Here is a 12560-nt window from a genome sequence, read left to right on the forward strand (position 1 = left end):
AGTTCGCCTTCACCTGCCACCCGCGCCGGGAGCCGGCGCTGCGCTATGCCGAGGGCTCCGCGCCGGCTCCCGCCGCTGCCACCGTCCAACCGGGCAAATCCAACAGCCGGGGCGAACTCAGGACTGGATAAAACTTGGGGGCAAGGTCAGGAGGAAAGCGGGCGTCTTCGATCAGAGTATCTATCGGCGACACGCGCGAGTTGACGACCCGAGCAGCGCGCGCGATCGCGAAGGAATATCTGGCTCAGATCAGCAGAGGACAGCATCCGAAGACGGCGAAGCAAGATGGAGACACTGGTTCCGGCCAGGCTGGGAACGAGGCGAAAATCGAGGTTTCGACTGTCACTCTTAGACAAGCATGGCAGCGATATCGGGAAGCCCACTTGATCCGAAAGGGTCGCAGTGAAAAGACCATAAGCGGTTATCGCGATCACGTAGAACGGCTCTTTGCGGAATGGCTTGATACTTCACTAGGCGAACTCGCAATGGATCCTGCTCGCGTTGCCAAGAAGCACGACGACATTTCGAAAGAGAACGGTCCCTATAGCAAATGGTTGCATGCGAACGCTACGCGCAATCTACAATCATGCTCGCAAGACCAACAGATTGCTGCCACGCGACAACCCAGCAGACGCCGTCGACTGGAATGAGGAGAAGCGCCGAGATACCGGCATGGGCGCGAGCGACTTGACCGAATGGTTCCGGGAGTTGGCTGCCCTCGAAAATCCGGTCCGCCGCGAATTTCATCTGCTCACGCTGCTCTGTGGATCTCGGACTACCGCATTACAGCAGGTAAAGCCGAGTCACGTCGACTTTCGCCGCCGAACTCTGCACATCGAAAAGCCAAAGGGCGGCAGAAAGCGAGCTTTCGACATCCCACTCTCCCGAGAAATGATATTGTGTCTCATTCGGGCAATACGCTTCGGTAGGCAGATGTATCCGTTGCAGTCGCGGAAATGGATCTTTCCCGGCGACAGTGAGTCGGGCCATCTTGCCGAAACAAAAGAGGATCGCGATACCCTTTCGAAGTGGGGTAACGATCTTCGCCAAACATTCCGGACCATTGCCACAGCTGCTGGAGTTTCAGAATTCGACGCAAAGCTGCTGATGAACCATTCAATCCCAGGCGTGAATGCCGGCTACGTTACCCGCCACAAGCTGCTTGAGGACCACCTGCGCAGCCAGCAACAAGCGATCAGCACCGCTGTGTTCTCCGCTATCGGTAAAATGCTTACGAAGGACGCCGCCTTGCGAGATTGGCTCGGACGCTGCGCAAGCCGATGCGTAACCGGCGGGCACCAGATGAAGCGAGGCGATCTGGGTGAGGATCAAGACAGAATTCGGCATGCAGCCTGAATGCACGCATAGGCCGGATAGCTTTGGTGCTCGGCGCCGCGGTCGGTGCAGCGCACCTCGGAATCTAAAAGGCTGTAGCGCAACCGCCTATTCAACATTCGGTTTCCTTCGTCCCGAACTAAGGCTCACACCTGTAGGACATTGATTTTATTGATTTTTTGCTATCGTTCGGGTGCATCTTTCTGCTTTTGTTCACGTTCATTCTGTACCCAATCTGTACCCCAACTGTGCGACATCTAAAGATAGAATTTATTTAAAACTCCAACTTAGAGGATTTGACAACATGGTCGTTCCGCGGACCGGCAAGCCGTTATTCACCGGCAAGTTTCAGAAGCTCTGAAGCCTCCACCGCCAACTGCTTTCGTTCCTGAATCCCTCCCTTCTTCGCAATGCCAATAACTTGATGCTGATCATTTATGATCGGCCCGCCACTTATGCCGTCGCTGAGGATTGCGGATACCCCTCGTTCTCGGAACCGCAGTATTTCTCCTGATGGTGACTTGGCACCAGGGCGTCAAGGCACTTCATCGACGCAACGTCGACCGTGCATCGACGACCGTTGACCTGATCCACTACCTGCGCCGCCACAACGTGGCCCGAGTATCCGGCACCGGAGTATTCCTGACGCAGCTCGAAAAGGGCATTCCGCCCATCATCGTGAACTACATTCGGCACACCCATTCGCTTCCCGAAACTGCCATTGCACTTACCGTCAAATTCGAACGCATACCGCGCGTGTCGCAGAGTGGGCGTATCGAGCTTGGAAACCTGAACCACGGTCTCTGGCACTTAACAATTCGGTTCGGCTTCCTCGATAGCCCCGACCTGCCTCTGGCATTAGCTCAAGCCAAGCACAAGGGGTTGCCGATCGTGGGCGCTCCGACCTATTTCGTTGAACGTTACGACCCAGTGAGTTCGGGAACTCGCTCCTGGATATCTCGTTGCCCTATCGCACTCTTCGGATGGATGTCTCGAAACGCTGCTCACGCGGTCGACCGATTTAAGGTGCCGAGCAACTCCCTTGTCGAAATTGGCCGGCGGATAGAGCTATAATTTCGGTCACGCACGGAGCCGCCTTGGCCTAGCTCTAATAGCTTCTTTGAGATGAAGGGAAGGTAGACAAGCGATGTCCTTTCGGCGTCTTAAGCATTCCATTTGGTCCTCAGCTGAATGAGCCCCTTCTTGACCATCTCGAGGAAACCGGCCGAGAACTACGCTGCTATGCCAATTTGGTRCCAAGTCCATTCAACGCACGCCTTTGAGCGACAATTCTCGACTACCCATCAAATTCGCACGAACTTTTGCCGTGCAATCTCGGGCGTTCCTTTCAACCACTCTCTCGGCTCTCCATGTGGCTAGGAGTTCCCACGCATTAAAGGTGATACGAAATGCAGAAAGTCGGGATTGTCGGCGCTGGCGCAGTTGGCGCGTCCTGCGCATTGCGCTGGCTCTTCGTCGAAGCGCCGATGAAGTTATTCTCGTCAATCGAACACGAGCGCGGAGCGATGGCATTGCGACGGATATTACGTATGGAGCCGCGCTCGGCGACCTCGCCATGGTTCGGAGTGCGGTCATGTCTGACCTGGCCGACTGTTCGGTTGTCCTTCTCACCGCAGGGGTAAACGAAAAGGCAGGCGGCGCGATGGACCGAAGAGACACCGAAGGTCGACTGAGGCTTCTGAGAGCTAATGCGGGGATCTTTCGTGACCTTGTGCCGCGCATCGTTGAGGCGGCTCCGCACGCGATCATTCTAGTCGTTACCGATCCGCCAGACCCATTAACGGACTTGACTCGTTCACTCGCCGGGCATGACTGTGTCTTCGGCAGCGGCACGTTCCTTGACAGCTTGCGCTTCCAGACCCATCTCGGACGGAAGCTGGGTGTCGCTGCGAGCGCAGTTGACGCATGGGTCGTCGGCGAGCATGGCACTTCAAGTGTTTTTCTTTGGTCTTCGGCTCAGATCGCTGGCGGCCTCGTTGGCGGTCGTTTTGGAAACGCGGATCAGTTGAAAGATCAGGTCGAGCGAGAGGTTCGGCAGGCGAACATCAACATCATCGAGGGCATTGGGGCCAGCCAATACGGCATTGGCATCGCTTCGGCTCGGATCGTCGAAGCAATTCTTCGAGATTCAAAAATCGTCATCCCCGTTTCGAGTTGGCATTCCGGGTTCGGCGTAAGCCTTTCGATGCCGTCTGTGATCGGAGCCTCCGGGATTGAGCGCACTATCAGGCCAGATCTGAGCACGGCGGAGGAAGCAGCGTTGCGCGCTAGCGCGCATCACATCGCGAGTGCCGCTGCTCAGCTAGAGCATTGAGATGAACGAACGACCTCTAGTCATTTCAACGTCTGCTGGCGGTCCAGTCGCGCCATTCGTGACGAAGCGCAAGTGTCTACCCGCGCGCCGCAAGGCACGCTGGTTCATCATACTCTCGGCTGCCATCTTCGGATTACAGCCGCTGGTGAAGATGCCGGTCGAAGCCGCGGAAAGCGGCGACTTGGGCCCGCCTCCGCCGCTTCAGCCAGGAAAAGCCCCGGCGTTGCCGCGGCCAGGCCCCCTCGCCGCGCCGCGTTCGTCCGATGAGGTTGGCTTTCCAGCGAGCCTGACTGAGGACGCAATACCTCCTGGCAGCCCAATCACGTCCGCCTCAGTTGCCCTTGGGGAGCAACTGTTCTTCGACCGGCGACTTTCGGATGACGGCACTGTCGCTTGCGCTACATGTCACGATCCTGTTCGCGCGTTTACCGACGGCCGCCCTCGGTCCGTTGGAATTCGTGGCCGTATTGGGCAGCGAAATGCTCCCACAATCCTCAACACACTCTACAACAGCACTCAGTTCTGGGACGGTCGCGTACACACGCTGGAACAACAAGCTGCCCTTCCGATCACAAACCCGTTCGAAATGGGGACGCCCAGCATCGCCGAAGCCGTCTCGAGAATCGCAGACGACACGGCCTATCAAGCAGCTTTCAACCAGGCCTATGGCCGCGGCGTCAACGAAGCCGACATGCTGCGCGCGATCGCATCGTACGAACGAACGCTTACGTCGTTCGATTCACCTTTCGATCGCTTCATTGCCGGCGAACCAACGGCTATCAGCGACATGGCCAAGCACGGTTGGGACCTGTTCAACACCAAAGGACGCTGCAATCTGTGCCACGCGTTGACAAGTATTACGCGTGATACCACGGTCTTTACCGACAATCAGTTCCACAATATCGGCATTGGAATACTGCACCATGATGTTGCGTCTTTAGCACAGCAAGCCGAACGCGAGCTGGTGCACGGCAAGCAGCTCGACATCGATATAGCGGCAATTGAAGGCGAGATGTCTGTTCTAGGGCGGTTTCTTGTCACGAAGCGGAAGAGCGACATTGGCGCTTTTAAAACACCAGGCTTGCGGAATGTACTAATCACCGGCCCCTACTTTCACGATGGATCGATGCAAACCCTATGGGACGCATTAGATCACTACAACCACGGCGATGGCACCAGCGACCCATGGCTCGACAACGACATTGAACCCCTAGCGCTAACTGAGCTCGAAATCGATGAACTGGTCGCCTTCCTAGCCTCTCTAACTAGCGCACCCTACAAAGACGCCGGCGAGATTGAGTACGCGCGTCAGTTAGCGCTATCCAAGACGGATCGTCCGCAACGAGATACTGCGCGGGCTTTTGGACCAAGGCCGAAGCAGCCCAAGCCGCCAATGTTGAACGGACCATAGCTTGGCCGTGCAGGTGTGGGTATTCTGTCGATATGCCAAAGACCCGGGAGAGATGACAGCACATGCTCCAAACATGGTGAGATCGACGTCTTTGCTTGAACCGTTTCTCATCGCGCAATTAGGCCCACATCAAGGAAGCTTCGACTGCTGCGGCGACACACGTTCGCACCGATTTCAATGACTGCTTGCCGATTTCCTAATCGCACGATTCGCGCGAACAAAATTCGCACAAAACAAGAACTTTGGCGCTAAGCTCTCTGTTCGGCCTGGATGGCGATCGTCACCTGGGATGTGCGGGGCGTGCTCAAGATCTTAAGGCAGCAGGATCGGGACGACGCCCCCTCGGCTCTGCCCAGCGGCACCTCGGACGGGGTTTACGTCCATGGGGCGATATGGTCCTCGCGCGTGGACAGGATGAACGACGGGATCTTGATCCGCGACAGGTCGATCGGGGTGCCAGCGAGCGTGATGCCGCCGGGCTTGGATAGACGATTTTCCAGATACATTGCCCGGAGGTAGAATGAATGCATGGCAGCGGGCATCCGTGTGGAGTCCGAGTTCCAAAACAGTAGGTCGAACGGGAGCTGCTCCTTGCCGAGCAAGTAGTTGTTCACGACGAAGGACCAGATCAGGTCGTTGGCCCGCAACATATTGAATGATGTCGCCATATCCTGAGCGTCGAGATATCCGCGCTCGCGCATGCGCCTTTCGAGCGTTGCGAGCTGCTCCTGATCTATGAAGACGGCCATATCACCGACTTCCGCGAAATCCACCAGCGTCACGAAGTAGGTTGCGCTTGCGATCCTGTCGTCTTCGTTCGCGGCCAGGTAGGCGGCCGTTGAGGCGAGCAGAGTGCCCCCAAGACAGTATCCGATGGCATTGACCTGCTCTTCGCCGGTCGCCCTTTTTATTGCATCCAGGGCTGCGACTGGACCCTCGAGCATGTAGTCTTCGAAGCCCTTCTCAGCGAGCTTCTCGTCCGGATTGACCCAGGAGATGACGAAGACGGTATGGCCTTGGTCGACCGCCCACTTGATAAGCGAATTCTTCGGCTGAAGATCGAGGACGTAGAACTTGTTGATCCACGGCGGGATAATGAGGAGAGGCCGCTTGCGTACGTCGCTTGTCGAAGGAGCGTACTGGATAAGCTGCATCAGGTTGTTCTGGAAAACGATCTTCCCGGGAGTCGTTGCGATATTCTCGCCGAGCCGGAAAGCCTTCATGTCGGTCATCGTGATGGAGAGGCGACCCTCGCCACGACCGAGATCGGAAAGCAGGTTATCCAGCCCGCGGAGCAGGTTTTGTCCTCCGGTCTCCAGCGTGGCTTTGAGCACCTCCGGATTGGTGGCGACGAAGTTCGAAGGAGAAATGGCGTCGACGAACTGACGCGTGTAGAAGTCGACCTTTCGAGCAGTGGCGTCGTCCATGCCCTTGACGTCTCGGACGGTCGAAAGGATTGCCTTGGCGGCGACCAGATAGCTTTCCTTCACGTAGTTAAAGACTGCATTCTCGGTCCAGTCGGGATGCTTGAAACGTTTGTCCTTGGGTTTGTCGGACTCGCAAGGCCGCGTCAGCCACATGCTTTCTGCCGCCGATTTCCAAACCGCCATGCATTCGTTGAAGAGGTCGATCTGGGCCTTCGCCACCGGCGTCGGGTCCGACATCATTCTTGTCATGAGATCGACGAAATCAAACCCGAGCATCGAGGTGTCTCCCATGCCGACCTTCGTGGCGTCGGCCTGGGATGTGGCGAACCGCTGCATCAACAACTGGCTCTGCTTCGCGACCGAGTGCAGTTGGCCGGCGAGAACAAGAGGATCCCACGTAGGTTGCGTCGATCGATCTCCCATGTCTTCCTCCCTCCGTTTTTCGAAAGAGTAGCACCGCTGGGATCGAACGCCAGCGAAGAGGCGGTCGATCCCACGGGTGGCTGGATTAACGTGAGGTCGTAAGCCAAGTTTCCTTGTGCTGCGATCAACGTTGAGCATCACATGTAGATGCCTGGATTCGTCCGGCGATCCGCACAAATTCGAGTATATTGTGCTCTGCAAAAGGTCACCCGGGCGTCTAGGCGCGAGGGCCGCCAAAATATCCGATCGCCGCTGGGGCGGTTGTGATTGCGGCTCCAATGTAAGAGGTTTTCCAACGTCTATGAGGCGCCTTTGCCTCGTCAGCACTGAGACCGCCCCAAATGGACCGTGCCGATAATTGGTCTCGATCGCACCTGGCCCATGCGAAGGCGTATGGCGATCGGAGGGATACGCTGCCGCTTCGCCGACACCGGAGAGGATCGGTTGAGCAGATCGCCGAACGCTGTGTCGCCAGGGTGACACAGCGGAGTCTAGGAACAACTAAAGCGATGATGCTTGCGTGTGGAATAGGTTACCAATAACGGACATCGTCTACGAAGCCCCAAACAACGGCGGTGCAACCAGAGCAGCATATTGGTCCAACCATGGGTTGGTGTTTAGACCGATCTTCATCAGCTATCTGATCCCCGCTGCAACGACTTACCACCCTCCGGATCCTGCATTGCGGTGATGACAGAACAGCTAAATCCCGAAGATTGGGCCTGGCAAATTTCGGCCGAAGTCTACCGTCTCAATTTGTATAGCCGCCTGACGGGAAAAGCAGATCAAAATCGATCATCGGTCACCGATGAAGAGTTGGCTGACGCGATCCGGGACAGTTTCACTCAAATGAACGAAATCGCCTATCGCGAAATGGTCAAGTTGGCGACCGAGGCAGCACTAGAAACCTACGATCGGGTCGTATCGTCCATCGTCAAGCGGTCACGCGTTCGGCTACGCAACTGAAGTCGCTTTGCGCACTCGGAAGGTCGCTCTCTTGACTTGGCGCACATACCGTTGCGCCGCTTGCGGCCGGTGTCACAGGTCGGATGAGCGCGGACTCTCACTAGGGAAGCGACCCCCGGCAGGGGCTGGCAAGCGCCGGGGCCGCTCCATCCCTCGTGAAGCACGCCCCGCCGAGCGCAAGCCAAGCATACTGGAGAAATCGATAAGGGAGGACTTTGTCGGCGCGGCAGCCAGTCGCACCAGATAGTTGACCCAAATTAGCCCGCAAGCCTCGACCGACCTCTAGGTCAAGGTTCCTGAGGTTTTAGTTGTCCAGCGGTAACAGCTAGTCTCGTTCGGTAAGCGACGCACCGATTCTATTTGCTCGCAAAAACCTCGGGCGTAGCTTTGTCGACGCCGGGGCTGGACCATATTTCACGTATTTTTTTGACCCGGCGGGGCCGCAGCGTCGCAAGCCGCTGCGGCCTTTTGCTGACGGGCTGCAACGGGCGAGCACCGTTCGAGTTGCAAGGCGATGGTTCCGCTATGGCCTTGGTCGGCTGCGCGAGACCCATCCGGCTCCTTATCCCAATCGTTCTGCTCGCTCGATCAGTCGGCGCCGTTGCGATATGTTGGCACTTCAATCCAGAGCCCGTCGATCTGGGCGCGGTCTTCGCCGCGCTTCCGCGCGGCACCGAAGCCCTCGACAATTGCAGACGCACGCGCCAGCTCGTCCGCGCTTGGAGTAAAGACCGCGTTCAGCGCAACCGCGTGCGCGGGGCGCACTAGGAATTTGCTGCGGTAGCCGAGACGACGTGAGAACGCAGCCTCGCGGACCGCACCTTCAACGTCGCTGAACGTATAAGGGGCATCGATCGGTTCAATGCCGGCCGCGCGAGCTTCCAGGATGAACCGCCGGCGTGCGTAGTCCAGTTCGACCGCGTCAATGCCTCGTTCGGCGCACAGATCATTGGAGTGGTCTTCCGCTCCAAGAAAGGCGCACCGGATTCGGGGGCTGCTCGCGGCGATCGAACACACCTCGACCACGCCGCGGGCCGTTTCGCAGACCGGCAGGATATCGGTGCTGTTCGTTGCTATTTTAAGCTCTCGTTCCCAATGGGTGATCGCCGCATCCAGGGCATGCATCTGCGCCGCCCTGTCGCTGCGCGGCATTCCCGGCGCCCTGATCCACGGTCGTTTCGACATCAGCGGACCATTGTCCACGGCCTGGCAACTGCACAAGCGATGGACGACCACTAGGCTGCATATTCTTGACGACGCCGGTCACGGCGGTGACAATGAGCTCATGCCTTCGATCTGACAAATATTCACGAACCTGACCTAGTGCGAGAAGCGTCGCGCACCTCCGTCAACGTGGATTACCTGGCCCGTGATGTAACGGGCAAGTGGCGAAGCAAGAAAGGCGACAAGCACTGCGAGATCTTCCGGCTCGCCGATATAGCCAGCAGGACAATTCTCCGCGACCCATTTGCGCTGAGATTCCTCGGTCGGCAATAATTTCTGATCGATCTGCTCGGAGTGTAGCCGGCCGGGCGGGATCGAATTGACCGTGATCCCATCCTTGCCGACAACACGGGAAAGCGACTTTGCCCAGATATGGGTGGCTCCATTGGGCGGAATGCCACCATTCAACGCCAACGGCTCATCGCCTCCGGTCAGATTGATGATCCGACCGAATTTCTGAGCCTGCATCATGGGCACGAAGGCATGGGCGAGTTCCCGACCGGCATGAAAATTAAGCGCCATGGCCTCATCCCATTGTTGACGCGTGCCTAGGCCGTCGAAGGGCCGCGAACCGCCGGCATTGTTGACGAGAATGTCGAGGCGGCCGAAAGCGGCAAGCACTTCATCTCTGATACGCGCGGCTGCGTCGTGCTGCGTGATATCTGCGACGATCATCAACGGCCGCTCGCGTCCAGAAGCCGCAATCTCGTCCGCCGCATTTCTTAGAGGGGCTTCTCGCCGGGCCACGATTGCGAGGCGACATCCCTCTTTGGCAAGCATCTGCGCGATCGCGCGGCCGAGGCCGACGCTACCGCCGGTGACAAGCGCGACCTTGCCGGCGAGCTTAAGATCCATGGTCCTCCCCTTTACCGTGACTTGATACTTGCCAGCGGGCTCAAAGTCCGAGATAGGCCTTTCTGACCCGATCATCGTTTTGGAGAGCGGCGGCAGGGCCCTCGATCGCGATCCTGGCCTGCTCCAGCACGTAAGCGTACTGCGCCTGCTTGAGGGCCAGGGCGACATTCTGCTCGACCAGCAGAATGCCGATGCCTTGAGCCACGATCTGGCCGATGACAGCCATGACCTGCTTGACCACAATTGGGGCCAGGCCGAGCGAGGGCTCATCGAGCAGCAGGTAGCGCGGCTTCGACATAAGGCCGCGCGCGATTGCGCACATCTGCTGCTCGCCGCCAGACAGCGACCCAGCCTGCTGGCCAAGCCGCTCCTCTAGCCGGGGAAAAATGGAAAGGACCCGCTCAAGCGCGTCCTTCTCGTGCCCCCTCGCCCGCGGTGCGTAGCCTCCAAGTTCAAGATTCTCGCGCACGCTCATAAATGCGAAGAGTTGGCGGCCCTGCGGAACATGGGCGATGCCCGCCTCGACCCGCTCATGGGCCGGCATACGCGTAATATCGTTGCCTTCGAGCCGGATCGTACCGCCGGAGACATTGGTTTGCAGGCCGGAGATCGCGTTCAGCGTGGTGGTCTTGCCCGCACCATTGGYGCCGAGCAAAGCAGCGACGCTGTTGGCCGATACCGAACAGGTGACGCCGCGCAATACGGAAATATCACCATAACCGGCAGTGAGATCGGTTATATCGAGCGCCATCAGTCGTCGCTCCCGAGATAAGCGGCCACTACAGCCGGGTCTCGCACCACCACCTCCGGCTTGCCCTCGGCGATCTTACGTCCGTAGTCGAGCACTACAACCTTGTCGGCAAGCGACATCACGGCATGCAGATTGTGCTCGATCATGATGACGGCGAGGCCGTCCTGATGCGCGAAGCTGCGGATCAAATGAATGCTCTCGTTGACTTCCGAAGCATTGAGGCCGGCGAGTATCTCATCGAGCAGTAACATCCTTGGTTCGATCGAGAGAGCGCGCGCGAGTTCGAGCCGCTTGCGGGACTCCAAGGTCAGACTGCCCGCCTGCTGGTCGAGCAACCCACGCATACCAACGCGACCAACGATCTCCGCGGCCTTTTCACGTGCAGTCGCCAGCGGATGATTCAGCAGCGCGCCGACGGTGACGTTCTCATGCACCGTCAGGCTCACAAGGGGCTTGACGATCTGGAACGTACGGCCAATGCCCGCGCGAGCGCAGACACTTGCAGAAGAACCTGAAAGATCCTGGCCGGCGAAACTGACACTGCCGGAATCGGGCCCGAGTTGACCGCTGAGGATATTGAATAGCGATGTCTTCCCGGCGCCATTGGGACCAATGAGCCCAACAATCTCGCGGTCGGCCACATTCAGCGACACCTCGTTAACGGCGACGAGGCCGCCAAAGCGGCGCACAAGCCCGTTGGCGCACAACAGGTCCTTACCAATAGATCGGCTGGTCGTGTCCGTCATGTGGGACGCCATGCCTTGAGTGTGCCGACGATACCCTTGGGCGCCAGCAGCACTGTCCCGAGAAGCACGGCGCCATAGATCAACAGCCGGGGCCCACCACCGAAGAACTGGCTCAACACCCCATCGAGCGGAGTCATCACCAGCGAACCCACAATTGGTCCGAGCGGTGTGCCAAGCCCGCCAATGATGCTCAAAAGCGCGATCTGCACCGAAATATTGATCGAGAACACGCTCGGCGGATCGAGGAATAGGATGTWCTGGGCATAGAAGAAACCGCCGACGGCAGTGAGTGCAGCACTGATCATGGTGACGATCAGCTTTACCTTGACCGTCTTGATGCCCATGCTGGCCGCCGTTGCCTCGTCGTCGCGAACGGCGATTAAATAGAGACCGAGCCTGCCGCGATGCATCCAGCGGGTGATCCCGTAGACCGTCATCATCAGCGCGAAGGCCGCGATGAGATAGGCCCACCGTGAGCTGAAGATGAATGTAGAGATACCCGGTTGGAACGGGATCGCGATGCCGCTTGGGCCTCGGGTGAGATCGCTCCAATTATTTGCGACGATTTCCATTGCGATGGGAAAGACCAGCGTCGCCAGCGAGAAGAAGGCTCCGCGCAGCCGAAAGCAGGGCCAGCTGATCACCACGGCAAGCCCGGTCGTAATAAAAATGCCGGCGATCAGGCCAAGCCAAGGCGAAACACCGTATTTGGTGAAAGCGATCGCAGTGATGTAGGCGCCGATGCCGAAAAACGCGGATTGGCCGAGCGACACCAGTCCGCCATAACCCGCCATCAAATTCCAGGCTCCGGACAGGGCCGCCCAGAGGCAGGTCATCACAGCGATGTTGAGGTAGTAGTCATTGAAGAACGCGCTCATTTGGTGCCGACCTCTTCCATGCCAGCGCGGCCGRATAGTCCCTGAGGACGGATCAACAGAATCAGGATGAACAGCACAAGCGCCATGACGTCCTTGAGTTCGACCGAGACGTAGAAGCCTGTCAGCGTCTGGGTGACGCCAATGATCAGCCCTCCAACCATGGCGCCGGCGACGCTGCCAAGCCCTCCGAGAACGACTACGACAAAGGC

At 58.1% G+C, this 12560-nt stretch carries 11 protein-coding genes and 1 pseudogene; 5 read left to right on the forward strand and 7 right to left on the reverse strand.

Annotation, left to right across the window (positions count from 1 at the left end; translation table 11 throughout):
* Positions 1 to 143: 143 nt before the first annotated feature.
* The 4 genes and pseudogenes from AB4Z51_RS41665 to AB4Z51_RS41680 form a co-directional block, all read left to right on the forward strand.
* Positions 144 to 1356 (forward strand): annotated as a pseudogene (locus AB4Z51_RS41665) (tyrosine-type recombinase/integrase); the annotation flags it as partial.
* A gap of 492 nt (positions 1357 to 1848) precedes the next feature.
* Positions 1849 to 2409 carry a KUP/HAK/KT family potassium transporter gene (locus AB4Z51_RS41670; protein WP_441499469.1) on the forward strand — a complete coding sequence of 187 codons (561 nt, stop codon included), beginning with the start codon at positions 1849 to 1851 and terminating at the stop codon, positions 2407 to 2409.
* A 325-nt stretch (positions 2410 to 2734) separates the two neighbouring features.
* Complete coding sequence (locus AB4Z51_RS41675; protein WP_441499470.1) at positions 2735 to 3670, forward strand: lactate/malate family dehydrogenase; 936 nt, start codon at positions 2735 to 2737, stop codon at positions 3668 to 3670.
* A 58-nt stretch (positions 3671 to 3728) separates the two neighbouring features.
* Complete coding sequence (locus AB4Z51_RS41680; protein WP_441499471.1) at positions 3729 to 5081, forward strand: cytochrome-c peroxidase; 1353 nt, start codon at positions 3729 to 3731, stop codon at positions 5079 to 5081.
* A 374-nt stretch (positions 5082 to 5455) separates the two neighbouring features.
* Here AB4Z51_RS41680 and AB4Z51_RS41685 read toward each other — a convergent pair whose 3' ends face one another.
* A complete protein-coding gene (locus AB4Z51_RS41685) occupies positions 5456 to 6931 on the reverse strand; it encodes a PHA/PHB synthase family protein (RefSeq protein WP_441499472.1) in 1476 nt (491 codons plus the stop codon).
* A gap of 690 nt (positions 6932 to 7621) precedes the next feature.
* Here AB4Z51_RS41685 and AB4Z51_RS41690 point away from each other — a divergent pair.
* Positions 7622 to 7897 (forward strand): hypothetical protein, encoded by a 276-nt coding sequence (locus tag AB4Z51_RS41690; protein WP_441499473.1) that lies wholly within the window; start codon positions 7622 to 7624, stop codon positions 7895 to 7897.
* 588 nt (positions 7898 to 8485) lie between these two features.
* Here AB4Z51_RS41690 and AB4Z51_RS41695 read toward each other — a convergent pair.
* The 6 genes from AB4Z51_RS41695 to AB4Z51_RS41720 form a co-directional block, all read right to left on the reverse strand.
* Positions 8486 to 9049 (reverse strand): HpcH/HpaI aldolase/citrate lyase family protein, encoded by a 564-nt coding sequence (locus AB4Z51_RS41695; RefSeq protein ID WP_441499474.1) that lies wholly within the window; start codon positions 9047 to 9049, stop codon positions 8486 to 8488.
* Between the two features lie 168 nt (positions 9050 to 9217).
* Positions 9218 to 9976: an SDR family NAD(P)-dependent oxidoreductase gene (locus AB4Z51_RS41700; protein ID WP_441499475.1), complete on the reverse strand. Its 759-nt coding sequence runs from the start codon at positions 9974 to 9976 to the stop codon at positions 9218 to 9220.
* A gap of 40 nt (positions 9977 to 10016) precedes the next feature.
* On the reverse strand, positions 10017 to 10727 hold the full coding sequence (locus AB4Z51_RS41705) for an ABC transporter ATP-binding protein (RefSeq protein ID WP_441499476.1): 711 nt from the start codon (positions 10725 to 10727) through the stop codon (positions 10017 to 10019).
* Positions 10727 to 11473, reverse strand: coding sequence for an ABC transporter ATP-binding protein (locus tag AB4Z51_RS41710; RefSeq protein WP_441499477.1), 747 nt, complete (start codon positions 11471 to 11473; stop codon positions 10727 to 10729). The genes AB4Z51_RS41705 and AB4Z51_RS41710 overlap by 1 nt, the downstream gene beginning before the upstream one ends.
* Complete coding sequence (locus AB4Z51_RS41715) at positions 11470 to 12351, reverse strand: branched-chain amino acid ABC transporter permease (protein ID WP_441499478.1); 882 nt, start codon at positions 12349 to 12351, stop codon at positions 11470 to 11472. The genes AB4Z51_RS41710 and AB4Z51_RS41715 overlap by 4 nt, the downstream gene beginning before the upstream one ends.
* A partial coding sequence (locus AB4Z51_RS41720) for an ABC transporter permease subunit (protein ID WP_441499479.1) occupies positions 12348 to 12560 on the reverse strand: 213 nt, incomplete at its 5' end. The genes AB4Z51_RS41715 and AB4Z51_RS41720, both read right to left, overlap by 4 nt.

The organism is Bradyrhizobium sp. 2TAF36 (assembly GCF_052114925.1).
GTDB lineage: Bacteria > Pseudomonadota > Alphaproteobacteria > Rhizobiales > Xanthobacteraceae > Bradyrhizobium > Bradyrhizobium barranii.